This is a genomic window from Metabacillus sp. GQ13, assembly GCF_059758525.1.
Window position 1 is genome coordinate 19,885 of the sequence record NZ_JCAXET010000007.1, and the last position, 26,622, is coordinate 46,506.

A 26,622-nucleotide genomic window follows, 5' to 3' on the forward strand; every position below is an offset into this window, starting at 1 on the left:
GATACTATATAATCCTTCGTAGATATGGTTTTGTTGAGGAGGATAATTTAGAAGTGAACGGATTTTAATGGATGTTATATTATATACTCCAAGATGTTAGGTTTTTTACATAATAATAAATTATCCTAGTATTATAAACATCATGCAATTTATGTTGAGTAGATGTTAGACTTATGGCAATTTAATGACAAGGAACATAACGTTATATTCCTTGTTTCTACTATTATATATACATTTTACATTTGTTGATCATTCTAAACGGAACAGTAATCAAAAAACAGAGATCTTAGAGGGGTCCTCTTTTGATCTCTGAGCAATTCGATTAGAAATCCTAGCTTTATTAACGTACGCCCTTCATAAGGACCTGTATCTTTGGAGATAGTGTGAAAAGAACGATACTTAACAGGATGGCTACTCCTCCAATTACACCAAAGTAAACCATTTCTGTTTCTGGAGTATAGAATTTAACGATTTGTGCATTTATCGCCTGGGCTGCAGCGTTTGATAAGAACCATAAGCTCATGGTTTGTGCTGAGAAAGCTACAGGTGCAAGCTTTGTAGTTGCTGAAAGTCCTACTGGTGACAAGCAAAGCTCACCTAGTACTACTACAAAATAGCTTAGAACAAGCCATAAGGGGTTAACTAGTGCATCTGATCCTGTTAAATAAGCTGGTAACAGGATAACAAGAAATGATAAACCTGAGAACAATAAGCCTAAAGAGAATTTCTTTGGAATGGATGGTTGGCGGTTTCCGAGTTTCACCCATAACCAAGCAAATACTGGTGCTAAAATAATAATAAATAATGGATTTAATGATTGAAACCAAGTTGGTGAAATATGAATTCCGGCAAAGTCTAATTGGGTTCGCTTGTCAGCGTAGCTTGCAAGGATAGTTGATCCTTGTTCTTGTATTGCCCAAAACATAACAGATGCGATAAATAGTGGTATATAAGCAATGATTCTTGATCGCTCTACTGTGGATGTCTTTGGACTGCGGTACATCACAACAAAATAAGCGGTAGGAATTAAGATACCTAAAATACCAACAAGTCCAATAAATGTGTTAATAGTAAAAAGTCCAGCTGGAATTGTAATAGCCAGAATGATTGCGATGATAACAGTACTAATGCCGAAAATAGAAAAGGTTTTTTTTCTTTCAGATGTTGTCATAGGGTTTGCAATAATGGTACCAGCAAGACCGAGATTTTTTTTCTTGGTAAAGATAAAGACTAATAGCCCGATGAACATACCAACTGCAGCTAAACCAAAGCCTAAATGGAAGTTATATTTCATTCCTAACGTTCCAACTGTTAATGGTGCGAGGAATCCACCAAGGTTGATCCCCATATAGAATATGCTAAATCCTGAGTCACGACGATTATCTTGTTCACTGTAAATTTCACCTACGACACTCGAGACGTTAGGTTTAAGTAATCCAGTACCGAGTACAATTAATATCATTGAGATAAAGAACATAGTAACGCTTCCAGGTATTGCCAGAACAATATGCCCAAACATAATGAGGATTCCGCCGTAAAAGACAGATTTCGATGTTCCGAATAGTCTGTCTGCGAGCCAACCACCGATAATTCCAGACATATAAACTAATGATCCATAAATAGATGTGATAGATAGTGCTAGGTTGTCATCAAGCCCTAAACCGCCCTCTGATACCTCGTAATACATATAATAAACGAGCAGTGCTTTCATTCCGTAATAGGAGAATCGCTCCCAAAATTCTGTAAAGAAAAGTGTGAATAAGCCCTTAGGATGACCGAAGAATCCTTTTTGAGGAACGCTTGCCACAATTTTCTGTTTATTAAAGCCAGACATAATTCTACCTCCTTGTTATCTTACTATAATACTTTTAAAGGATTTAATTTGTCAAAAAAATTTTATTACTTATTTTTAACGGACTATAGATAGTTTAGCAGTTCGAAAATAAGAGTAAGAATTTTATTGGAATAATAAAAACATTCACTATTTTGCAAATTATCAAATTGAGGATAATATCAAGATTGCTAAAGCAGCTGTTAAATGAATATGATTGAAATGAGCAACAAATCTTGTACGTGGATTTTCCTCGTTTAGTTAGGGAATAGACTTCAGAAGTAACGGACTATTCTAGTTCTTTGTCGAATAGTCGTGTATTATTTTCATCTTAAATGGAAGAAGTTTATTTGACGTTGGCTAAAGTTGGTAGAAAATAGTAAAAATATTGGTTTGATGGGAGTTTATATGAAAGAAAAAATTGCAGTAGTAACTGGAACTTCGAGTGGATTTGGGTTATTAACCGCGTTGGAATTGGCAAAAGAGGGCTATCATGTTTTAGCAACAATGAGAGATTGTTCAAAGTCAGCGAATTTAGTTAAATATGCTGAAGAATATGGAGTTCTTGAAAACATTCAAATGGTTGAGTTAGATGTATCGTCGACTACCTCGATTAGTCATTTTAAAAGTTATATTAAGATGGTGGACCGTATTGACGTATTAGTAAACAATGCAGGATTTGCGAGAGGGGGCTTTGTAGAGGAGATCCCGGTAAATGAGTACAGAGAGCAATTTGAGACAAATGTATTTGGGCTCATCGCAGTAACGCAAACAGTACTACCCTTAATGAGAAAGCAGGGGATAGGCAAAGTTATCAATATTAGTAGTATTAGTGGGAGAATGGGTTTTCCGGGTCTTTCACCTTACGTCGCATCGAAACATGCATTGGAAGGGTGGAGCGAATCGCTGCGGTTTGAAATGAAGTCGTTTGGAATAGACGTCATTTTAATTGAGCCTGGATCCTATCAAACAAATATATGGTCGTCAGGAAAACATGTTACGGAGAAATCGTTGATGCCTGAGTCACCTTACTATGAGGCGATGGAAAAAATTGAAGGTTATTTAGAAAAAGGTACAAACAATTATGGAGATCCTACTGAGGTAGCTAAGCTGATTGCGAAGCTAATCAAAAAGAAACATACAAAATTAAGATATATGGTAGGGAATGGGGTGAAATTATCTGTCCTTCTTAAATTGTGTATACCTTGGAACTTGTGGGAAAAGGTGTTTATTAAACAATTGAAATAACCAGTTGATTTTAGGTTATTTCAATTGTTGTTTCCTTAAAGATCTGAAAACGACAAGCCGTTCCATTTTCGTGTGTTCTTTAGATTTAACTATTTAGCCGTTTCATTTGGATAGAACCATGTTCATCTGTTATGAGTATTGATGGAGAATTTCGATGATTAAATGTGACTTTTGATTGAAGTTTACAAGTATACAGATTTGTAAACTTGTAAACGAATAGTAATCATTATGTAAACGATTATGTAAACGTGTATACAAACGTGTAAACATGTTGATATAAAAGGATGTATACAATTTTGTTTAAATGTACACGAAATTGTTTGGATGTATGCAATTCGAACACATCTAAAGTCGTATTGACACGAATGCAGTTATCCACTACCCTTTAGATAGGGATTTCTAGCAAGATTTATTGTTTTTTTAGCAGAGTCATAGAATGTGAATAGTAAATCTTCTATTCCTACTCTTCTAATCAAGAAAATACATAGACAGCGAGATCATTTAGTAAATCCTGAATTTGTAAATGAAAAAGGTTAATTTCTATGAATGTAATGTATTTCTAGTTTGTAAAAGTAGTAGTGTTTCATTAAGAGAAAAGGATCCCTTTGAATTAAAGGTGAAGAACACCTACATATGATGCTTGTAGAGCTAATCAAGGTGATTGTATTTTTGTTCTAGTATCTACTTTGTTTTTTTCTGACTATATAAAGGTCGGATGCCCAACTATTAGTGAACTTCATACTTCTGCTTGCGATAAGTCAACTTCGAATTGCTAACGCTCTTCAGGTTTACTTATCTGATAAAGAGAGTTCAAGTTCATACTTATTAGCTAGTCGGGCACTTGTATTTTCAAAAAATTATCTGTTCTGGAAGGAATGATTTGATGAGTAATAGTAGAATTGCAGCAATTGATGTGGGAAATGATTGTGTTAAAGCGTTATTTGGAAAAATGGATTATAACATGTATATACCTAACGTTATTGCTAGGGATACGGAGGATCGACCAGTTATTGGGATAGAGGATTTAAATGATAAGGATCCATTAGATGGTATTCATATTCGAGTCCACTCCCCTGCATTAAAGGATAATAATGTTATATATCGAGTAGGTAACTTAGCAACGAAGAGTGATAATCCCAATGAATTAGACCCAGGTAGCAGTAAATCAGAAGAAGATCAGACACTGGTTATGTTGTTTACTTCTTTAGCATTAGATGCAGTGAGAGAGCAGAATTCAGAGAAATTCAAAAAAACAAACAATGTTATTGATGCCAATTATACACTTGGAACCGGTTTACCTCTTCGTGAAGTGAAAGAGGGGAAGGATGTTGGCTATCGTTCACAATTAGTCGGATCTGTTCACCAAGTTGAATTTTTAGTTACGCCTAAATACCAAGGAATCAAAGTAAACATTAAGTTCGATGAAGTTAAGGTTTACCCAGAGGGATTTGCTGCTTATATCAATCTAGTAATGGATAATGATTTAAATATCATCAACCGTGATCTTATTGATAAAAGAATCTTAATCCAAGATATTGGTGGATTATCAACAGATGTTGCCGTAATTAAAAATAGAAATGTTGATGATGACAAGGCTCAAGGCTTTAACATCGGGGTATCCGAATCGTTAGAGGCAATTCGAGAGGAAATACGTTCAAAGCATGGTATTGAACTAGATAGTAGAAGAGATGTAGTTGAAATCATTACACGAAAAAATGATCGTAATCATATAATGGTGAAAGGAAGCCGGACTAGCGTTCATGATATAACTGACCGGATTCTACTAGAGTTAGCCAAAAAGCAATATCGCCACCTACGTAATGTATGGCAGAAAAATTCGCAAACTGAAATTTGTTATTTCGTTGGCGGAGGAGCAATTGTGTTGAAAGACTACCTTAAGATGTTAAATAATAGTTTGGACGGTTACAACATTGAGTTCTTCGAGGATGAGAAAGAGAGCATTTGGATGATGGCAAATGCTTATTATAAATTAATTTCTGACTTTACTAGAAAAACAAAAAACCAAACAAACACGAAAAAGAATGAGAAACAAACAGTAGAAAAATAAATAGGGTGGTTTTATGAATAAAAAGGGCTCAGCAAGTATACAAAGGGGACAAGCAATTACATTCCGTCTACCTTCAGACACACCTGATCACATCATAAAGCAGTTACAAACATTAAAAGATACAGAGAGAAGAAACTTTTCAAGTAAAATGGCTGAGTATATCTTAGAAGGAGTTAACCATTCTCTTACTAAGGATAGAGAAACGGTTACGATTCCGCTGCCGAAAAAATTAACAAAGGACCAACGTAATTGGCTAAAGCACTCTCATTCCGAAGCCATGTTAGGTAGTATTGTCTACCAACTTTTAGTTGATCCAATCCGAGCAACATCTATTTTAGCGTCTCTTAATAGTAATGCATTAGATATAAATGAAGCACTTTATTTACAAGAAAATGAATTTATTGGGGAAGAATCGAATTATGATGATAGAAGTATCGTAGAAGACTTAGAGGAGCCGACAATGGCTCCTCAACCTATCAATGATGATTTGGATCAAGACTTAATGAATTTTGATTGGGAAAAGGCTAGACAAGAACATGCGTCGTCAGAAGAAGATCACTCGAAACATAAGGAAGAAGATGTAGAAGATTTACTCGGAGGATTCCTTGCTAATATGAATAAATCATAACTCAAGAAGTTCGTATTTCCTGAGGAATTATTACACGAATGGTTAGATTTAGTAGTGGTTAAAGATAATTTTCAATAAAACCATTGACAATTACGAGCAGTAGACAATACAATTAAAAAAAGAAAAAATTTACAGAAATGGAGGGTTACAAAAATGAAAAATGCAATGGCAATGATAAGTCTTAAAATTTCATACAATGATGTAACCCACCGCATATAAGTATAATTCATGTTACTTTGAACCCATTTATATACATGTGCATTCTTACGCAGGTTACTCTTTAAGTGACGTGCGTTTTTATATTGTCTGTATAGGCATCGTGCGATTACGCGCGATGCCTTTTTATCGTCCAATTAATTTTAAGTGGGCACACAAACAGACTAACATTTTGGTTGAAGTTTAAACCGAGCACATTTTGCTCGTTTACATAGATAACTTACCCGAGAGGAGTTTTTGTAGATGGATAAGGAAATGGTGGTCCGTATTGATTTGGATTTGGATTGGATGAAAGGTGGCTAACGGGATTCCACCATTTTTAAAATAAGGGAGGAAATTTACTGTGTTCTCAGTATTAAAGAAGTTGAGTTGGTTTTTTAAGCAATATTGGAAACGTTATACGCTTGCTATATCCATGTTAATTATTGCGAGTGTTTTAGATGTTATCCCACCGAAGATTATTGGAGTTGCAATTGATGATATACAATTTGGCCAGTTAACAGGTGCTCGTTTACTTGAGCTACTGCTGTTCTTTGTGGTCCTTATTGTCCTGAGTTATGGGATTACTTATGTGTGGATGTATCAGTTGTTTGGAGGTGCGCATCTAGTTGAGCGAATTCTAAGATATCGTTTTATTAGGCATTTGTTGTCAATGACACCTAGTTTTTATGAAAAGAACAGAACTGGTGATTTAATGGCGAGAGCTACGAATGATTTGAAGGCCATTTCGATGACAGCGGGTTTCGGTATTTTGACATTAATTGATTCCACTATTTTTATGATTATTATTATCTTAGTTATGAGTTTAACAATTAGTTGGCCGTTAACACTTGCTGCGTTATTACCGTTGCCTATCATGGCAATTGCTATCAATTATTTTGGGAATCTTATTCATAAACGCTTTACAGCAGCCCAAGACTCATTTGGGAACTTGAATGATAATGTGTTGGAGTCAATTGCAGGTGTTCGTGTAATACGCGCATATGTTCAGGAAAAGGATGATGAAAGTCGTTTCAATGAGATGACAGAGGATGTATATGAGAAAAACATTGCGGTTGCTAAGGTTGATGCCTTATTTGAACCAACAATAAAGATCCTTGTCGGTTTAAGCTATGTTATCGGACTTGGTTACGGAGCTTACCTAGTCTTTAATCAGATCATAACACTAGGAGAATTGGTTAGTTTTAATATTTATTTAGGTATGTTAATTTGGCCGATGTTTGCTGTAGGTGAATTAATTAATATCCTTCAACGTGGTAATGCCTCACTAGATCGCGTGAATGAGGTACTTACCTATGAGGCAGACGTTAAGGATCAAGCTAATCCTGTTCCACTAAATCTAGCTGAATCAATTGAATTTTCAAATCTTACTTTTCGATATCCCACAGCAACAACAGATAATCTAAAAGGTATATCCTTACAGATCAATAGAGGAGAAACAATTGGCGTTGTTGGGAAGACTGGAAGTGGTAAAACCACGTTATTAAAGCAGCTTTTGAGAGAATATCCGTTAGGAACTGGAGAATTATTCATATCAGGAGTTCCTATAGAATCAATTTCAAATGATACAGTCCATTCCTGGATTGGATATGTCCCACAAGAGCAGATTTTATTTTCACGGACGATCCGAGAAAATCTTCAATTTGGAAAAGAAAAAGTAAGCGAAGAAGAGATTGAAGAAGCCTTGCGTTTAGCGTCCTTTGATCAGGATCTCTCTGTCCTTCCTAAAGGGTTAGAGACTTTGGTTGGTGAAAAGGGTGTTGCTTTATCCGGTGGGCAGAAGCAACGCATATCAATAGCACGGGCTTTAATTAAAGATCCAGAAATACTCTTATTAGATGATGCAATGTCAGCAGTTGATGGAAAAACCGAAGCGAGCATTATTGAGAATATACGCAGGGTTAGGGCTGGCAAAACAACTTTTATTACTGCGCACCGTCTTTCTGCCATTGAGCATGCAGATATCATCGTTGTTATGGATGATGGAGAAATTGTTGAACGAGGAACTCATCAACAACTTCTTGAGCAAGGGAAGTGGTATAAAGAGCAATATGATCGCCAACAGGCTAACTCCTACGGAGAGGTGAGTTAAATGAACAAAAAGACAACCGGGAGACGCCTACTTCAATATGCCCTTTATTATAAAAAAACCATTTTGATTGCGCTTGGCCTACTAACATTTGCCGTTGGCGCAGAGTTAACAGGACCCTTTATCGCCAAGAAAATGATTGATGATCATATGATGGGGATTGAAAATCCATGGGTGGAAGTGAGAGAAAAGGATGAGCAGGCGGTCCTATATAATGATCGATACTATAAAAGAAGCACTAATGTAGCAGAAGAAGACTCGTTAGGTGACGAAAAGTTACAGATTGTCCAAGTAGGGAAATCTTTTTATGTGATCGATGGACATTTGACTTTTGACGGAGAGAGAAAGATCAATCGTAATGAATTGATCGTGACGAGGGGTAGTGAGGAAGCAAGCTACACGGTAGAAGGCTTAAATCAACAACAGGTTTTTGCATTTTATCAACCTGAAATACGGCCAATCATTCTTCTCCTTAGTTTTTATATAGGTTTATTGTTTATTGCGGCATTTTTCCAGTATGGTAAAACGTTAATGTTGCAAAAGGCTGCTAATCGGATTATCCAGAAAATGAGAAAAGACGTTTTTGAGCATATTCAACGGGTGCCCATCAATTATTTTGATAATCAACCTGCTGGAAGAATTGTTTCACGTGTAACAAACGATACTGAAGCAATAAGAGAACTTTATGTAAAAGTGCTAGCATCGTTTTTTACTAGTGGAATTTATATGACGGGAATATTTGTTGCCTTATTTTTTCTTGATGAGAAGTTAGCGTTTATAACATTGTTACTCGTTCCAATCATCTTTGCTTGGATCTTTTTATACCGAAAGTATGCCTCAACCTATAATCAGATCATTCGAACGAGAGTTAGTGACATTAATGGGATGATTAATGAATCCATTCAAGGGATGCCGATTATTCGAGCGTTTCGCCGGAAGGAACAAACGACGAAGGAATTTGAACAACTTAATGAAGAGCATTTTCATTATCAAAATAAGCTACTAAGTTTAAATGCTTTAACATCACATAATTTAGTGAATGTTCTCCGTAATTTAACATTCGTTGTCTTGATTTGGTATTTTGGGGGACAGTCCCTAAATGCTACTGGCCTTATATCAATTGGGCTGCTATATGCCTTTGTTGATTATTTGAATCGTTTGTTCCAGCCAGTAACCGATATCGTCAACCAACTTGCTCAGCTAGAACAGGCAAGGGTTGCAGCTGACCGGGTATTTGAACTACTTGATGAACAAGGTGAAAATGTAGATGGCGGTCAAAACCCAAGGTATGAAGGGAATGTTCAATTTTCAAATGTATCATTTTCTTATGATGGCGAGAATGATGTGTTAAAGAATATCTCCTTTGACGCGAAAAAGGGTGAGACAGTTGCATTAGTTGGTCATACAGGCTCAGGTAAAAGCTCGATCATAAATCTCTTATTTCGTTATTATGATATTGAAAGAGGTAAAATAACGATCGATGATGCCGATACGCGCACCCTTCCTAGACAACAGCTTAGAAAGCATATGGGTATTGTCCTACAAGATCCATTTTTGTTTACAGGTACAATTGAAACAAATGTGAGTCTCAATAATCCACTGATTTCAAAGGAACAAATTAGGAAGGCACTAAAAGATGTAGGGGCTGACAGGTTTATTGAGAGGTTTCCAGCGCAGTATGAGGAGCCTGTCCTTGAAAAGGGCAGTACGTTGTCAGCGGGTGAGCGTCAACTTATATCCTTTGCCCGTGCCTTAGCATATGACCCGGCTATTCTTATCTTAGATGAAGCTACAGCCAATATAGATACTGAAACAGAAGCGATGATTCAAAAGGCATTAAATATCGTGAAGGAAGGTAGAACGACCTTTATTATCGCACATCGTTTGTCAACAATTCGTAATGCAGATCAAATCTTAGTATTAGACCATGGTGAAATTGTAGAAAGAGGAAGCCATGACGATTTAATAACAAAAAAAGGAAAGTACTATCAAATGCATCAATTACAACAAGGGAAAAAGGCAACAAAGGTAGGTTAATTCACTGTTTTGTTTAGCTTCTACTTTATTGGGGAAATGTAAAGAAAAAAGTAGGAGGAAACGAAATGCGGAAAATGATGAAATTATTAAAGTGGGCTCCTCTGATCTATCCAATTGTCAAAAAAATGATGAATAAACGAAATGAAAAAAAACATAAACCTTCTACAAACTAAATATGTTCAAAAACTGGTTGCAAGTTAATAACTTGCAACCAGTTTTTTGTCGTGTAGCTTTTTGAAAAAAATTCATAGAAGAAGTTAAAATATGTGTAAAGACGTGAAAGAATTAATTTGTTATCATCTTAACTGAGAAGAATTATCATTATCATTTAGGGGGAGCAAGATGTTTAATAAAAAAATAACAGGGGTTGTACTATTTTTATTGTTATTAATAACAGTACTTGGTGCTTGCGGTAATAACGATTCGACTAGTGTAAAAGAAACTTCTGAAGCAGAAAATACAGAAGAGACGAACAAATCAAAGAGTGAAACGACAGAAGAATTAACAAGAACATATATAACCATACAGGGTGAAGAGATTACTATTCCAACGTCACCCAAGCGAATCGTTACTAACTCACATTTGGGAGAAGTCTTAATGCTTGGAGTTAAACCGGTCGGTTCCGTTTATGAATTTGGTATGAATAGTCCCTTCTTCTTCTTCACAGAAGAACAGGTTGCCGGAATAGAAGACATTGGAAGTCCAATCTCATTAGAAAAGGTAACAGAGCTTGACCCTGACTTAATCATTGTGCAAACACAAGAAGAATATGAGCAATTATCTAAAATAGCTCCAACTGTTTGGATACCATATGGTACATATGAGAATGAATATGCTGAGATGGAAGCAATCGGTGAACTAATTGGTAAAGAAGAAGCGGCAAAAGAATGGGTCACTCGTTTTAAAGAAAGGCCGTTTTCGCAAAGATTGTTGTTTTTCGTAATAAGTAAATCTTTACGTATTCAGCCTATCTTCGTGCTCTTTTCGTTAAATGACTCTGATATCCCACTGGAGATCACTTCAATTTAGATAATAAAAATCCAAAAGCCGATTTTTATTAGTACTAGAGCAACAAACTTTTAGAAAAGAGCCTAAAGAAAAAATAAATGTAGCAAAGGAAAAAATATCGGGTGTAGGTGTAGTAGAAGAAGGAGAAACAGTAGGAACTTATCAGGTATGGGATAAAGCATTTTATGTATTTGGTGACAGTATGGGAAGAGGTGATTTATAAAATGCTCGAACTCACTCGACCAAAACTCATTACCGATACGATTATCAATGGGGATGGGTGGAAGGAAATTTCACTAGAAGTCCTGCCTGAATATGCAGCAGATCATATGTTTATTACGAGCTACAATGACAAAGATGTTGAAGATGATGCGTTACCTGAAGATACTAAAAGTAGTTCTGTCTATAAAAATTTAGCTAAAGAAAATAAGATGTATGAAGTGGATTATATGAAATTTGTGTTTAATGATCCGTTTGCGTTAGAGGGGCAACTTGAGCTAATTGTAAATGCATTGTTAGAAAATAAGAATTAGTTAAATACGAATAAGTAGAAAAACGTATAGATCTTGGTACCAACCCCCGAAAGTTAGAGTGAAAAATCTAATTTTTAGGGGTGTTTTTTCTATTTTCTCGAGAATAGATGTCAAATAAGGAATGCAATTTTTCACTAAATTAGGCATGGTTTATCGTTCCAAAAGTAATATACACTTAAGGTATATTTAATCATTCATTTTGTCCTTTTAAAGATGGACAACACTGTTATTAAATTTAGCAACTGAGTGTTGAAGTAAGTAATAAAAATTCCATAACAACAAGCAATCAAATTGACCGGTTTACAACAATAAATTGGAAGCGCTTAAAAATAAGGAGGTAACAGATTTGATTAATGAGAAGGTAAAAAAGATCGCATATGGTGGAGATTATAATCCTGAGCAATGGTCCAGAGATATATGGGAAGAGGATATGCGGATAACTGGACTAGCAAATATCGATATTATGACTGTCAATGTCTTTTCATGGGCAATGATTCAGCCTGATGAAGATACATATGATTTTTCTGAGCTGGATGACATTATGGATATGTTGGCTAGTAACAATATCCATGCATGCCTAGCAACGAGTACTGCTGCACACCCTGCATGGATGGCGAAAAGGTACCCAGATATTTTACGAGTAGACTTTGAAGGGCGTAAGCACAAGTTCGGTGCCCGTCATAATTCATGTCCAAACAGTCCTACCTATCATACATATGCTTCAAGGCTAGTTGAAAAGCTAGCGGAACGATATAAGGACCACCCAGCCTTGGCACTTTGGCATATCTCAAATGAATATGGTGGCGACTGTTATTGTGAAAACTGTGAGAAGGCCTTCCAAGTTTGGCTTAAGGATAGATATCAAACGATTGATGCATTAAATAAAGCTTGGAACACTAAGTTTTGGGGGCATCTTTTTTATGATTGGGACGAGGTTGTTGTTCCGAATAACTTAAGTGAGCATTTAGGAAACTACGATTTTACCTGCTTCCAAGGAATTTCACTTGATTATCGTCGATTCAACTCTGATAGTATGCTAGAGTGCTATAAACTTGAGTACGATATCCTTAAAGGGTACACACCAGATATAAACATTACCACAAATCTAATGGGCGCTTATAAGCCACTAGATTATCATAAATGGGCAAAATATTTAGATATTGTTTCGTGGGACAATTACCCCTCAGTTGATTCGCCAATGAGTCAGGTGGCTATGCACCATGATCTAATGCGCGGATTAAAAAGCGGACAACCATTTATGCTCATGGAACAAACGCCTAGTGTGACAAATTGGCAGCCTTATAATGCCTTAAAGCGCCCTGGTGTCATGAAGCTATGGAGCTACCAGGCTGTTGCCCATGGTGCAGACTCTGTCATGTTCTTTCAAATTCGCCGATCAATTGGTGCCTGTGAAAAGTATCATGGTGCTGTTATCGATCATGTGGGTCATGAACATACAAGAGTGTTTAAAGAGTGCGCAGAACTGGGCAATGAATTAGTTCAACTTAGTGATAACATTATTGATTCGAGAATTGAGGCGAAGGTAGCAATCGTGTTTGATTGGGATAACTGGTGGGCAGTTGAACTATCAAGCGGACCAAGCAGAGATTTAAAGTATTACGATGAGGTTTGGAAGTACTACCATGCATTTTACCAACAGAACACTGCAGTTGATATCATTGGTATAGATGAACCACTAGATAATTATTCAGTTGTAATTGCTCCTGTGCTTTATATGACAAAAACGGGCTATGCAGAGAAGATTGAAGCATTTGTTAAAACAGGTGGGACCTTTTTGACAACCTTCTTTAGTGGAATTGTTGATGAACATGATTTAGTCATTACTGGGGGCTATCCTGGAGACCTTCGTAACGTTTTAGGTATTTGGGTTGAAGAGATTGACGCACTACCTCCAGGTAAATCAAATGAAATTGTCTTAAAAAATAGTGATGACCATTGGCAGAATTCTTATGCATGTACATTACTTTGTGACATTATTCATCCAGAGGGTGCGGAAGTGTTTGCTACATATGGACAAGACTTCTATCAGGATACACCTGTCATCACCCGTAATAGATATGGCAAAGGTGAGGCATGGTATGTAGGATCAAGTACAGGAAATGATTTCTTAACGGATCTAGTGACTCATTTGAGAAACGAAAGGGATTTACAATCGGTACTTCCTGGTAATGAAGATATAGAAGTAGAGATGACAAAGCGGGTGAAGGGAAATGATGAATTTATTTTTCTACTCAATCATCAAGATGAGCAACAAACAATAAAGTTAGACGGAAGTTACCTAGATCTACTAAGTGAAGAACATCTTGAAAATGAACTAACAATCTTACCTAAAGGTGTAAGAATTATTACTAAGCAAAGGTAAATAGTTATGCTGGCACATCAGTTAGCTCCTGCAGTGTCAGCTTTTCTAATTTATTTGAACGTTCATTTCTAAGGAACATTCAAGCAAAACAGATTTATTAGAGGAGGTTTTTAAAATGAGCAATCAAGTAAAAGAAATAGATCATAAAAACATACCAGATCATGGTACATATAGTCGGAAGCATGCTGAAATATGGGAATTTGCAAATGTAACAGGTAACGGAGAGTTAGGGGCTATGCACTTTGGACAACCAAATCATGAGAAGGTAATTGTCAATCATGCAGAATTATTTCTACCGTTAGGCTCTAAAGAGGAAATCCCTAACATGGCGCCTTATTTAGAGGATGTCAGAAAAATTAGCAAAACAGATGGATATACGGCTTCACATACATTTTTTATTGAGAAAGGGGAAGAACTTGGTCATGAAATTGTCAGTACAGACCCGTTTCATCCCGGTTTTTTTCTAACGATTGAACAACCGAAACAAGAAAATATCGCTGATTATTATCGCAGTGTTGACTTTGCGTCAGGAGAAATCTCCTCCTCGTGGTATGAAGGAAATCAGAACTTTAAACGGAAGCTATTTGCATCAAGAGCAGATCAAGCAATCATTATGTCGCTTACATCAAATGAAGAAATGCCGATAATAGGCTTTTCAGTCGATAGGATTGACCATCCCTTAATGGATGTAAGCTATAAAGTGGAGAACAACATGATTAAGCTGATTCATCGCTATAAACATGGAGAAGGTGGATACGAGAGCTTTGTAAAAATAACCAGTAAGACTGGAACCATGAGAACAGATCAATTAAACCTACTAGTAACAAATTCAGAAGAAATCATCGTTACCATGAAAATCATCCCATTTAGCGATGCTAACCAATTAACAACTACTAACGAACTAGAAGCTTTATTTTCTACTGATGAAAGCTATGAAACGTTGGTAAGGAAACATAAAGAGATTCATGGAGAACTATATAATCGAGTATCTGTTGATTTCGGTGGTGGTGAGAAACGGAAATGGAGTTCTGATAGATTATTAGAAGAAGTAAAAGAAACACAGCAACTCTCATCCGCATTAGTCGAAAAAATGTTTCAGGCAGGGAGATATATGTTTATCTCAAGCTCAGGGCTTCGTCCACCAAATCTACAAGGAATTTGGACAGGGACGTGGACACCATCCTGGTCTTCTGATTATACATTGGATACAAATCTTCAACTTGCAATGGCCTCTGTCTTTAGTGGGAACATGTTAGAAGGATTTAAGCCATATGTAGATCTTTTGGAGAATTATATAGCTGATTTCAAATATAGTGCTGAAAAGATGTTTGGTTGTCGAGGAATATTAGCAGGAATTCGCGCTTCAAATAGTGGAAAGCATCTCCACTGGGGTGATTCAAGTTGGGGAGAGCGGGAATGTGATACATTCTTTGGCGCATTTTGGACATGTGGTGCTGGTTGGTTGGCACATTTGTTATATGATCATTATTTGTATACAGGAGATCAAGCATTCTTACGTGATCATGCTGTCCCTTTTATGAAAGAGGTAGCGCTATTTTATGAAGACTTTTTATATCTTGATGAAAATGGGAATTTTGTGTTTAACCCATCCTATTCTGCCGAGAATGGAATTGCAGCAAATAGTACCCAGGATATAGCTGTTGCTAAAGAGTTACTAACCAATTTAATCTCATCTTGTCTAGAGCTAAAAATAGAACATGATCAAATTTCTAAATGGGAAGACATGCTTGAAAAACTCCCACCCTATTTAGTCAATGAAGAGGGTGCATTAAAAGAGTGGGCAGTATGGGATCATGAAGAAAATTATAATCATCGCCATTATGCACATTTTTACTCACTGTTTCAAAGCTATGAGTTTTCCAAAGAGGAGACTCCTGAAATGTGGGAGGCATCTGAGGTGGCACTGCAGAAGAAGCTAGAACACTGGTTATACAACCCAAATACCGATACATCTACTCACGGTCGAATGCATGCTGGATTGTCTGCTGCAAGGCTTGGGATGGGAGAGACGGTTTGGGATATTTTAAAAATGATGGCTTCAGGAGGAGCTATTTACCCTAGTCTAATGACCGCCCACTATGATGATTATAAAGTGTTTAACGTAGATGGAAATGGAAGTATCCCAGAACTTATTCATAATCTATTATTGTTTTCATTACCCGGGCAATTAAATATTTTTCCTGCGCTCCCTAAAGGATTACCAAACGGAAAAGTAACAGGAACATTATGTAGAGGTCAAATTTATGTTGATTGTTTAGCGTGGAACGTAGAAAGCAAAAAACAGCTAGAGTTAACGTTTACCTCTTCAAAGGACCAGACAGTTCATGTAAGTATAGGAATGGGGGCATGGGAGTTAATCACCTGTGAACATGCAGTTAAAGATGACGATGGTTGGAAAATTACTCTTAAGAGGGAAGAAAGTATGACCTTAAAGTGGGTGTAGAAAAACGATTTAAAGATGAAAATAAAAAGGTTGTTAAAGCCAGTAATGAACAAATACTAGGTTAGTAAACTGTTTTTCTCAGACTTTTTAAATATCCTCTTATAGGTCTATTAAAAAAAGTGCTATACTATAACTAGAATGAAAACGCTTAAGGGTGGGAAAGTTATGGAAATGAATGGATTTATGGGAGGATTTTACAAACTTTCTGTTTTAATTACACGTTTTGCTTATACCAATGTGATTTGGATTCTCTTTAATCTTCCGATTGTCTATATTCTATTAAGCCTTATCACAAGTGATTTATCGAACATACAATTGTATTTAATGACAATTGCCGTCTTAGCGCCATTTTTCTTCTTTCCAGCTACAACTGCTATGTTTGGAGTCGTAAGAAAATGGGTGATGGGTGAAGGAGATATTCCGATTTTTCGATCATTTTTGAAGTATTACAGAGAGAATTATGTAAGAAGTTTATTAGGTGGCTTATTATTTACCTTTTTATGGACAAGTTGGATATTAAACTACTTAATGTTCTTTCAAGGTCAATCGATCTTTTTTATTATTCTTTTTATCTTAATTACTGCCTTTCTGTTTACCTGGACCTCTTATTTCATCGCTTATAATGCTCACTTTGAGGTGGCATTTTTTACAGCGTTAAAGATATCTTTTATCCTGACAATTGGGAATCCCTTTTCAACAATCGGGGTTGTTCTGATTAATGGAGCGATTATCTATATTAGTACTAACTATACGTTTTTAATTCCATTTTTCACAGGATCATTATGTGCCTATTTTGCCTTTGTTTATTTTCACAAGGTTATTCAAAAGGCAATGAGGTTATTTCAGCCTAACGTAACGGAAGAACAGCAAGAGACAATGGAGGCTTAATTCTATAGGGCATTACCCAAGACTATGTGTATGCTTAACATAGTCTTTTTGTTAGGCTCTTTTCTAAAAGTTTGTTGCTCTAGTACGAATAAAAATCGGCTTTTGGATTTTTATTATCTAAATTGAAGCGATCTCCAGTGGGATATCAGAGTCATTTAACGAAAAGAGCACGAAGATAGGCTGAATACGTAAAGATTTACTTATTACGAAAAACAACAATCTTTGCGAAAACAGCCTTTTGTTATTATTAATCAAAGAAATTGACCTGATATTATGGCTAATTAGGATGGTTTGAAAACGCTTATATTTACATTAAAATAAAGGTATTCTTTAAATTGAAAAGAGGCAGAGCCATGAAACTAGCTACCGAAACTTACTTATTTCAAGATCCTAAATTAACACTTGAAGAAAGAGTGGATGATTTAGTTTCCCAATTAACTTTAGAAGAAAAAATTAATTTAATGTGCCAATACCAAGATGAGATTCCAAGACTTGGCATCAATAAATATAAGCATGGAACAGAAGGTGCACATGGTATTGCATGGTTGGGAAAAGCGACTGTATTCCCGCAAAATATTGGACTAGGCTGTACCTGGAATGAGGAGTTAATGAGGGAAATTGGCAATGTAATTGCTGATGAGGCTCGTATTTTTTTTCAGAAGGACCCTGAAAAAAATGGACTAACTATTTGGGCTCCAACGGTTGATATGGAAAGAGATCCTAGATGGGGACGTACAGAAGAGGCATATGGTGAAGATCCCTACTTAACTGGGAAACTGACAACAGAACTAATTAAAGGATTACAAGGAGAACACCCAGTATACCTAAAAACGGCTGCTACATTAAAACATTTCCTCGGGAACAATAATGAAGTTGACCGTGGTGAATGCTCGGTTAGTATGGACCCACGGAATATGCGAGAATATTATTTGAAAGCCTTTGAAATGCAGATAAAAGAAGGAAAGGCACAGTCAATTATGACTGCCTATAATGCTGTAAATGGCACGCTTTGTAATATGAACCCTGACGTAAATGATATCCTTAAGAAGGAATGGGGGATGGATGGATTTGTGGTCAGTGACGCTGGAGATGTGCTAGGTGCTGTTAACGACCATAAATATGTAGATTCCTATGCTAAAGCTGTAGCACTGTCGATTAAAACAGGGATTGATAGTATTACAGATGATCAAGAAATATCTCTTCGTGCCATCAGAGATGCCCTTGAACAAGGATTACTAGAAGAGAATGATCTCGATCAAGCGTTGAAAAATACATTCCGTGTACGATTCAGACTGGGTGAATTTGATCCAGAGGAGTTAAATCCATATTCATTTATTTCAGAAGATAAACTTTGTGCCATTGAGCACAGTGAACTATCATTGCAAGCGGAAAAGGAATCGATTGTTTTATTGAAAAATGATAACATTCTTCCATTAAAAAATAACAAGGTAGCTGTCATTGGACCACTTGCAGACGAAGTCTATACAGATTGGTATAGTGGAACACCACCATACACAATTTCACCTTTAAAAGGTATAGATACGAGGTTAAAAGGAAATGTAGCTTATACAGATAGCTGTGATCAAATTAAGCTGCGTGCTGTTAAGTCAGGAAAGTATCTTCACGTTAAACCTGAATCGAATGAACTTGTAGCGATGGACGGCCCAGGTGAAGTATTTACCTATACTAAATGGGGATGGGGCAGTGAAACGCTAAAGTCCCATACAAATGATAAATACCTAACAGTAAATGATAATGGACGAATAACGGCTAGTGCAGAAGAAGCAAAAGGCTGGTTTGTTAAAGAAGTCTTTCGGCTAGATGAGGAAGGTGGAGAAGTACAGTTAACCTCATGGGACAATCAACCAATTGGCTTGGATGATCAATATTTGTCAGTAAATGGAGAAGGAAAAGATATCTTTGCTATCGAAATTGTTTCTAGCGGAATCAATAATGCGATTGAAGTAGCGAAACAAGCGGATACAGCCATTTTATTTGTTGGTAATAATCCCTTTATAAACGGTAAGGAATGTGTTGATCGACCGGATTTGATCTTACCACCAGATCAGGAAAAAATGATCCGAGAGGTTGTAAAAGTAAATCCAAATACAGTTGTGGTTGTTATTGGTAGCTATCCATTTGCCATCAATTGGCTTGAAGAAAATGTTCCTGCAGTTCTATACTCTTCTCATGGAGGGCAAGAACTTGGTCGTGCAGTTTCAGACGTTTTATTTGGTGACTATAATCCTGCAGGAAGATTAAATATGACCTGGTATCAATCGGCAGAACAGCTACCTGATTTAATGGATTACGACATCATAAAGGGTAAGCGCACCTACCAATATTTCGATGGGGATGTCTTGTATCCATTTGGGCATGGTCTATCTTACACAAGTTTTGAATACAGTGACTTACTAGTTGAAAAGCCTAGTCATGCAAAGGATCCAATGACAATCTCAGTGACCATCACAAATACAGGAGAATTTGCTGGTGATGAAGTGGTTCAATTGTATGTAAAAGGTGAAGACTCCAGGGTGAAAAGGCCATTAAAAACATTAAAAGGCTTTAAACGGATTCCTACTAAACGAGGCGAAAGTAAGAGGGTTACATTCGAGTTAAAGCAAGACGACCTAGCAATTTGGGATGTAACGAGAGAACGTTATTGTACAGAAGCTGGTACGTACACAATAATGGTAGGCCGTTCATCTGAGGATATTCAATTAATAACGAAAATAGATATTGAGGGGGAGACGATTCCTCTGCGTCGTTTAACTGAAAAAGTGAAAGCTATCAATTATGATGACTATCATGAAGTTTATTTAGATGAATGTACAGAAGGTGGACATAGTATCCGTAATCAATCGTCTACTAGCTGGATCGCATTTCATGACGTTCTCTCAAGTAATGCCCCGACGACTTTTACAGCGAGAGTCGCTAATGGTGGTCAAAAGGCAAAACTTGAAGTAAGAGCAAATTCTACAGATGGTCCACTGCTTTGTGAATGTGAGGTGCCACAAACTGGGGGCTTCCAAGCATGGACAACAATAACAACAACCATTGAAGAGCCTACAGAAGTAGAGAGTTTGTATCTTTTATTTAAAGGAGACATCCAATTAAGTTGGATTAGTCTTACCTAATATCAGTTTTTGCTTAAATACTCTTTCAATTTCTTTTAGGCTCTTTTCTAAACGTTTGTTGCTTTTACATTTATAAAAATCGGTTTTTGGATTTTTATTGTACTACTTTCCTGTCACTTCAAAAGAATAAGACCATATAAATAAGCGAAAAGAGCACGATGATAGGCTAGTTCCGTGAAGTAGAGTTATGTACGAAAAAACAACAATCGTTGCGAAAAGAGCCTTCTTTTAAAAGAGTTTCCGAATTGTTGGAAAGTAACAATTTTAGAATAGAGCCTACTAAGAGAAAATTCCAATGTAGCCTGGTTTGTTTAATAAAACGAACCAGGCTTTATATTGTTTACCCGCAAATTTATTTAATAATGAACGGTAAATAAGAGATTCTCGGTCTTAGAAACTGCAATTATGTTGGAATCTATCAACTTTCACTGGAAATCTATCATTTGACAAAAATCGACAATCCTTAACCCACATACCGACAGTTAGTATTCAAAATTATCTCTAATTCTAACCGTAAAATAAGCATATTCTCCTATATTCATCATTCAATCTATAATTTTGACATGAAAAATAGTAAAATATAGACGGAATCTTTTCTGAAACAAGGATTGGATGTAAGTTATAATGATAGTAAACTCTAAAATCTGTAAGCGCTTACTGAAAAAGGGGTAAACTTTGTGATAAAACAGCTTCGAAATTCTATGATCAACAAATTAAATAACATGAAATTACGTGATAAATTAATGTTCATGTTTATAGTTGTCGTTTTTATCCCAATTATGGTGGTTGGGATCTTATTAACCTATGAATTAAGAAATAACGCTATAGAAGACGCAATTGAACAATCAAAGGACAATGTTGAGAGGGTGAAGAAGAGAACAGCAGAAATATTAAATGTACCGATTTATGTTGCAGATAATCTTCAAATTGATTCACGATTAAGTGAGTTAGTTAACAAGAAATATAAAAGTACCTACGAAGTGGTAGATGCGTACCGAGAATATCGTAACTTTGGTGCTTACATCCAAAGTTACCCGGAAATCGCTAATATTAGACTATATATGGATAATTCGACAATGATTAACAATTGGAACTTTATACCTGTAGGTGAAGCTGTAAAGGGATTGCATTGGTATAACAAAACAACACAAGACCCAGCATTTAACCGATGGTTATATCTAGAAGATGAGACAAAAGGCAATGTTCAATTTTTAAGCTTAGTAAAAAGGGTGAATTTTTTAGATTATAAAACATATGGAATGCTTGTTATCACAATTGAACCCCAGCAATTAAATTGGATTTTACAGCAAGAACCCTTCTTAACAATGATTGTAGATGCAAGTAATTATATCGTTTCAGCTAACCAGCCTGACATCATTGGGAAAGGCTTGTATGAAGTCATTGATCCACAATATTCAATTCAAAATGTCCCAACCATTTATGAAGGAAAAATAGCAGGTGAACCATCACAAATTATTGTTGATGATTTGTTACCAGAGAGGAGTCAAAATCAACTAAAAATTATTTCAATTGTAACCAATAAACACATTGTAAAAGACGCAAATGATTTAAGCTTAATGGGTGTTGTTGTGACATTATTTGGAGTCATCGTGGCAGTCATCTTAATTGCAGGTTTTTCTTGGTTACTATCTAAGCGTCTCTCAAATTTAAGTCAAACAATAAGTAATGTATCGAATGGAGATTTAACAACAAAAGTGATTGTAGATGGAAACGATGAGATTGGACAATTATCAAACCAATTTAATGATATGGTTGAAAACATTAGAGGTCTAATTGACCAAGTACATGAAACAAATAGGCAAAAGAATATTCTAGAAATCAGCCAAAAAGAAATAAAGCTAAAAATGATGGCTAGTCAAATAAATCCCCACTTTTTATTCAACACACTTGAATCGATTCGTATGAAGTCTCATATGAAAGGAGAAAAGGATATTGCAAAGGTTGTCAAACAGCTTGGTAAATTAATGAGGAAAAGTATTGAGATAGGTGGCAATAAAATTCCGTTAAGTAGTGAGATTGATATGGTTACCTGTTATTTAGAAATACAAAAATTCCGTTATGAAGACCGTTTACATTATGAACTGAATATTGACTCTTTGTCAGAAAGGGTCAAAATACATCCATTAATTATTCAACCATTAGTGGAGAATGCTGTAATTCATGGCTTAGAGACAAAAGAGGAAGGCGGAACAATATCGATATCAACAACAGTGGTTGATAAGGAGTTAACGGTTATTGTTGAGGATAACGGGAGTGGGATGAGCAAAGTTAAGCTTAGTGAGATTATTCAAATGTTAGGTGAAACGGATGAAAAAAGTGCTAATCGGATTGGCTTGTTAAATGTTCATAATCGATTACAGCTTACCTATGGAACACGAAGTGGTTTAGTGATAGATAGTAAAAAAGGAATTGGTACATCCATTCGATTTACAATACCTTGGGGGGATGAAAATGTATAAAGTGATCATTGTAGATGATGAACCAATGATCCGGGAAGGTTTAAGAACGTTAGTACCATGGGAAGAGTATGGATTTAATGTAATTGATATAGCAAAAAATGGTCGTGATGGCTTGGAGAAACATCAACAATATGCACCAGATTTAATGGTAGTTGATATTCGGATGCCTGAAATAGATGGAATAACTTTAATCGAAACGATCAGACAAAAAGATAAATCGGTTCACTTTCTTATTTTAAGTGGATATGCTGATTTTGAGTACGCAAAAAGAGCTTTAGGTTGTCAATGTGATGGTTACTTGTTAAAGCCGTTAGATGAAGATGAATTAGTTGTTTATTTGAAGGAAGTTCAAAGAAAGCTTCAAAACGAAAAAAAACTTACCATTTTGATGGAGAGTGAAGGATTAAAAAAAAGAGAGGACTTTATTGAAAGCTATTTATTAGATAATAAAAATTACAGTGATATAGATTTAGAGGAGCTTTGTAAATCGTATGACTTAGATGCAGCTAGTTACCAAATAGTACTACTAGCTATTGAAGATTATGAGGAGCTAGATACGGAAATAAACGGTATTATAAAAAATGGATGCAACGGGTTCATGTTTGAAACGAATTCATATAGGGGTGTTCTCTTTAAAGGGGACTTTTCTAAATCGAAAGAGCAAAGTCAATTGCTAGAAAAAATCAAGGAATACAAGATATACGCAGCTGCAGGTAAGATTGTTGATTGTCCAGAGAACATTCATACTTCGTATAAAACAGCGCGACGATTGTTAGAAAATAAGTTCCTTTATCAAGAAGGAGTACTTTTAACTTGTAAAGACTTGCGAAGTGATAACGCACATGAAGGTTTGAGTAAAAGTAACATTTCTATAGATTCGTATGTAGAAAGATTGTATTACTCTATCGAGATTGTAAGTTATGAAGCTTGTGAAAAAATAGTCAATGAATTAGCCGAATATATGATCAATGAAGGATTCTCGGAACAAAAAATTAAAAAGTACTTTATAAAAATTTATACAAATACATTAAATAAGATCCTTCTTGCAAATGAAAATATGCAGTCAATCCTCTCACCAATGAATTCTATTGCAGGGGAACTATATGAAATAAAAAACCTCCCTAGCCTGGTCGAGTATGTTTTAAACGAATTATTAAAGGTCATAAACAGCTTTGATAATGGACAAACAGATGTGTCTCTAAAAAAAATGATTGATTTAATTCATAAAGAATATGATCAAAATTTACGCTTAGATACCCTCGCTACTGTCTTCAATTATAATAGCGCTTACTTAGGGAAGCTGTTTAAAAATCACACAGGTGAATACTTTAATACTTACCTCGACAAAGTTAGAATCGAAAAGGGAAAACAACTTTTAATAAAAGGGTATAAGGTATATGAAGTAGCTGAGAGAATAGGTTATGCAAATGTTGACTATTTCCATCGGAAATTCAAAAAGTATGTCGGCGTATCACCTTCATCATTTAGAAAAGAAATCTAGCGGTATCTTATATAAGATACTGTTTTTTTTTTTAGGGACTAGCTACCTACTAAATATCTATTTTTATGACAATTTTTATCATAAAAATAGAACGCTTCCAATTTTCTGAATAATATATCTAATTTTGACCTGATTTTTCTTTCAATCTAGTAGGTATTGATAAAAGCCAAAATTCGCTATGATAATAGTATAGAAGAGGAGGGGGATACCGTGGAAGTTGCAAAAGAGAAAGCGCATTCAAATACTGAGATACCAAAGCATAAAAAAAGCTTTTGGAGCGTTGTAAAACAACAAAAATATTTATATTTAATGTCACTACCATTTGTTGCTTGGGTGATGGTTTTTAATTACCTTCCATTATGGGGTTGGACGATGGCCTTTCAAGATTATCGACCAGGGCGAGCATTTTCTGAACAAGAATGGGTAGGACTTGAGCATTTTATTAATCTATTCACTGATGAACGGTTCTATTTAGTATTACGGAACACGTTAGCCATGAGTTTAATGGGATTGACTTTAGGTTTTGTCGTTCCAATTTTATTTGCCGTATTATTGAATGAAGTACGGGTTTCTGCTTTCAAGCGGACTGTACAAACAATTACGTACCTGCCTCACTTTGTTTCATGGGTGGTTGTAGCAGGGATCGTCATAAAAATGCTATCAGTAGATGGAGGGATTATAAACGACCTGCTGATGAAAACGGGTTTAGTTGACTCACCAGTCCAGTTTATGACAAAAGGTACTTGGTTTTGGTCAATTGTCACAATAGCTGATCTGTGGAAAGAGATGGGTTGGAACGCAATTATCTTTTTGGCAGCGATTGCAGGGATTGATCCTCAACTATATGAAGCCGCAAAAGTTGATGGTGCTAGTAGATGGAGGCAAATTTGGCATATAACCTTACCGGGTATTCGACCAACCATTTTAGTTGTCCTTATTTTATCTATCGGTCATTTAACAAGTATTGGTTTTGAAAAACAATTCCTATTAGGAAATCCATTAGTGACAGACTTCTCTGAAGTATTGGACTTATATGCACTTAATTATGGGATTGGATTAGGCCGATTCTCTTACGGGACGGCAATCGGAATCTTTAACTCGGTAGTTAGTATCATCTTATTATTCTTAGCGAATGGCATCTTCAAAAGATTCTCGAATCAGAGTGTAATGTAAAGGTGGAGACAATATGAAATCTTTATTTAGTCGGACTAATTTAGGCGATCGTATGTTTACAGTAGGAAATTATATCTTCTTGTCTGTTATCATGATCGTAACTTTATATCCCTTTTTAAATGTATTGGCCATCTCCCTTAATGATTCCACTGATACGGTTAGGGGTGGCATCTACATTTGGCCTCGGGAATTTACGCTTAATAACTATATAGAAATATTTAAATATGATAATTTAATTACCGGTTTCATTAACTCAACGTTACGGACGGTGATTGGTACAATACTAGGTGTTTTATCTGCTGCAATGGTAGCGTTCACATTAAGTAGAGCAGATTTCCAAGGAAGAAAATTTGTATCTACTACATTAGTATTAACGATGTATTTTAGTGGAGGTTTAATTCCAGGATACATGTTAATGAGAGACTTACAGCTTATCAATACGTTTTGGGTTTATCTGTTACCAGGAGTTGTAAGTGCCTTTAATATCATTATTGTACGGTCATTTATGGATGGATTGCCTTATTCTCTTCAGGAATCAGCGAAGATGGATGGAGCAAATGACTTTACAATTTTCTGGAAAATTATTTTACCACTATGTAAACCAGTTTTAGCAACAATTGCATTATTCGTTGCAGTAGGGCAGTGGAATTCTTGGTTTGACACATACCTATATAATAGTCAAAATCCGGCATTAACCACATTGCAGTATGAGTTAATGAAGATTCTACAAAATACATCAATGGGTAGCGGGGATGCGAACTCAATGAGGAATTTAAGCCCTGATCAACAAGCTGCAATGGTTTCTCCAGATTCTATAAAAATGGCCATTACCATGGTAACGGTCGTACCAATTTTACTTGTATATCCATTTGTACAGAAACACTTTGTACAAGGAATGACATTAGGTGCAGTGAAAAGTTGAGGTTGGTGTTAACAGG

17 protein-coding genes are annotated in these 26,622 nt (G+C 35.9%); 16 read left to right on the forward strand and 1 reads right to left on the reverse strand.

Annotated elements, in window-relative coordinates; all coding sequences use genetic code 11:
* Positions 1-340 precede the first annotated feature (340 nt).
* Complete coding sequence (locus tag AC6CHR_RS10075) at positions 341-1,834, reverse strand: peptide MFS transporter (protein WP_498248564.1); 1,494 nt, start codon at positions 1,832-1,834, stop codon at positions 341-343.
* 405 nt (positions 1,835-2,239) lie between these two features.
* Here AC6CHR_RS10075 and AC6CHR_RS10080 point away from each other — a divergent pair, with 405 nt between their 5' ends.
* The 16 genes from AC6CHR_RS10080 to AC6CHR_RS10155 all read left to right on the forward strand — a co-directional run bounded on the left by AC6CHR_RS10080 (position 2,240) and on the right by AC6CHR_RS10155 (position 26,606).
* Positions 2,240-3,079 carry an SDR family oxidoreductase gene (locus AC6CHR_RS10080; RefSeq protein ID WP_498248805.1) on the forward strand — a complete coding sequence of 280 codons (840 nt, stop codon included), beginning with the start codon at positions 2,240-2,242 and terminating at the stop codon, positions 3,077-3,079.
* Positions 3,080-3,962: 883 nt separating this feature from the next.
* Complete coding sequence (locus tag AC6CHR_RS10085) at positions 3,963-5,147, forward strand: Alp7A family actin-like protein (protein ID WP_498248565.1); 1,185 nt, start codon at positions 3,963-3,965, stop codon at positions 5,145-5,147.
* Between the two features lie 13 nt (positions 5,148-5,160).
* Positions 5,161-5,775, forward strand: a complete 615-nt coding sequence (locus AC6CHR_RS10090; RefSeq protein WP_498248566.1) for a hypothetical protein — start codon at positions 5,161-5,163, stop codon at positions 5,773-5,775.
* Positions 5,776-6,334: 559 nt separating this feature from the next.
* Entirely contained in the window at positions 6,335-8,083 is a 1,749-nt protein-coding gene (locus AC6CHR_RS10095; protein ID WP_498248567.1) for an ABC transporter ATP-binding protein, read from the forward strand.
* Positions 8,084-10,117 (forward strand): ABC transporter ATP-binding protein, encoded by a 2,034-nt coding sequence (locus AC6CHR_RS10100; protein ID WP_498248569.1) that lies wholly within the window; start codon positions 8,084-8,086, stop codon positions 10,115-10,117.
* A 65-nt stretch (positions 10,118-10,182) separates the two neighbouring features.
* Positions 10,183-10,290 carry a small protein YxzF gene (gene yxzF, locus AC6CHR_RS10105; protein WP_498248571.1) on the forward strand — a complete coding sequence of 36 codons (108 nt, stop codon included), beginning with the start codon at positions 10,183-10,185 and terminating at the stop codon, positions 10,288-10,290.
* Between the two features lie 169 nt (positions 10,291-10,459).
* On the forward strand, positions 10,460-11,146 hold the full coding sequence (locus tag AC6CHR_RS10110) for an ABC transporter substrate-binding protein (RefSeq protein ID WP_498248573.1): 687 nt from the start codon (positions 10,460-10,462) through the stop codon (positions 11,144-11,146).
* Between the two features lie 170 nt (positions 11,147-11,316).
* Positions 11,317-11,658: a hypothetical protein gene (locus AC6CHR_RS10115; RefSeq protein WP_498248575.1), complete on the forward strand. Its 342-nt coding sequence runs from the start codon at positions 11,317-11,319 to the stop codon at positions 11,656-11,658.
* A gap of 346 nt (positions 11,659-12,004) precedes the next feature.
* Complete coding sequence (locus AC6CHR_RS10120; RefSeq protein WP_498248576.1) at positions 12,005-14,041, forward strand: beta-galactosidase; 2,037 nt, start codon at positions 12,005-12,007, stop codon at positions 14,039-14,041.
* 115 nt (positions 14,042-14,156) lie between these two features.
* On the forward strand, positions 14,157-16,505 hold the full coding sequence (locus AC6CHR_RS10125) for a glycosyl hydrolase family 95 catalytic domain-containing protein (protein ID WP_498248577.1): 2,349 nt from the start codon (positions 14,157-14,159) through the stop codon (positions 16,503-16,505).
* A 165-nt stretch (positions 16,506-16,670) separates the two neighbouring features.
* Positions 16,671-17,393, forward strand: a complete 723-nt coding sequence (locus tag AC6CHR_RS10130; protein WP_498248578.1) for a YesL family protein — start codon at positions 16,671-16,673, stop codon at positions 17,391-17,393.
* A 353-nt stretch (positions 17,394-17,746) separates the two neighbouring features.
* Positions 17,747-20,530 carry a glycoside hydrolase family 3 protein gene (locus AC6CHR_RS10135; RefSeq protein WP_498248579.1) on the forward strand — a complete coding sequence of 928 codons (2,784 nt, stop codon included), beginning with the start codon at positions 17,747-17,749 and terminating at the stop codon, positions 20,528-20,530.
* A 677-nt stretch (positions 20,531-21,207) separates the two neighbouring features.
* A complete protein-coding gene (locus AC6CHR_RS10140) occupies positions 21,208-23,010 on the forward strand; it encodes a sensor histidine kinase (protein ID WP_498248580.1) in 1,803 nt (600 codons plus the stop codon).
* Positions 23,003-24,511, forward strand: coding sequence for a response regulator (locus tag AC6CHR_RS10145; protein WP_498248582.1), 1,509 nt, complete (start codon positions 23,003-23,005; stop codon positions 24,509-24,511). Before AC6CHR_RS10140 ends, AC6CHR_RS10145 begins: the two co-directional genes overlap by 8 nt.
* A 249-nt stretch (positions 24,512-24,760) precedes the next feature.
* A complete protein-coding gene (locus tag AC6CHR_RS10150; RefSeq protein ID WP_498248807.1) occupies positions 24,761-25,684 on the forward strand; it encodes an ABC transporter permease in 924 nt (307 codons plus the stop codon).
* 13 nt (positions 25,685-25,697) lie between these two features.
* Positions 25,698-26,606: a carbohydrate ABC transporter permease gene (locus tag AC6CHR_RS10155; protein WP_498248583.1), complete on the forward strand. Its 909-nt coding sequence runs from the start codon at positions 25,698-25,700 to the stop codon at positions 26,604-26,606.
* Positions 26,607-26,622 lie beyond the last annotated feature (16 nt).

What these genes read in the sequence shown, in the direction of transcription:
- AC6CHR_RS10075 (WP_498248564.1), bottom strand. Translation starts at nt 1,834, where the DNA reads ATGTCTGGCTTTAATAAACAGAAAATTGTGGCAAGCGTTCCTCAAAAA.
- AC6CHR_RS10080 (WP_498248805.1), top strand. Translation starts at nt 2,240, where the DNA reads ATGAAAGAAAAAATTGCAGTAGTAACTGGAACTTCGAGTGGATTTGGG.
- AC6CHR_RS10085 (WP_498248565.1), top strand. Translation starts at nt 3,963, where the DNA reads ATGAGTAATAGTAGAATTGCAGCAATTGATGTGGGAAATGATTGTGTT.
- AC6CHR_RS10090 (WP_498248566.1), top strand. Translation starts at nt 5,161, where the DNA reads ATGAATAAAAAGGGCTCAGCAAGTATACAAAGGGGACAAGCAATTACA.
- AC6CHR_RS10100 (WP_498248569.1), top strand. Translation starts at nt 8,084, where the DNA reads ATGAACAAAAAGACAACCGGGAGACGCCTACTTCAATATGCCCTTTAT.
- yxzF (WP_498248571.1), top strand. Translation starts at nt 10,183, where the DNA reads ATGCGGAAAATGATGAAATTATTAAAGTGGGCTCCTCTGATCTATCCA.
- AC6CHR_RS10110 (WP_498248573.1), top strand. Translation starts at nt 10,460, where the DNA reads ATGTTTAATAAAAAAATAACAGGGGTTGTACTATTTTTATTGTTATTA.
- AC6CHR_RS10125 (WP_498248577.1), top strand. Translation starts at nt 14,157, where the DNA reads ATGAGCAATCAAGTAAAAGAAATAGATCATAAAAACATACCAGATCAT.
- AC6CHR_RS10130 (WP_498248578.1), top strand. Translation starts at nt 16,671, where the DNA reads ATGGAAATGAATGGATTTATGGGAGGATTTTACAAACTTTCTGTTTTA.
- AC6CHR_RS10135 (WP_498248579.1), top strand. Translation starts at nt 17,747, where the DNA reads ATGAAACTAGCTACCGAAACTTACTTATTTCAAGATCCTAAATTAACA.
- AC6CHR_RS10145 (WP_498248582.1), top strand. Translation starts at nt 23,003, where the DNA reads ATGTATAAAGTGATCATTGTAGATGATGAACCAATGATCCGGGAAGGT.
- AC6CHR_RS10155 (WP_498248583.1), top strand. Translation starts at nt 25,698, where the DNA reads ATGAAATCTTTATTTAGTCGGACTAATTTAGGCGATCGTATGTTTACA.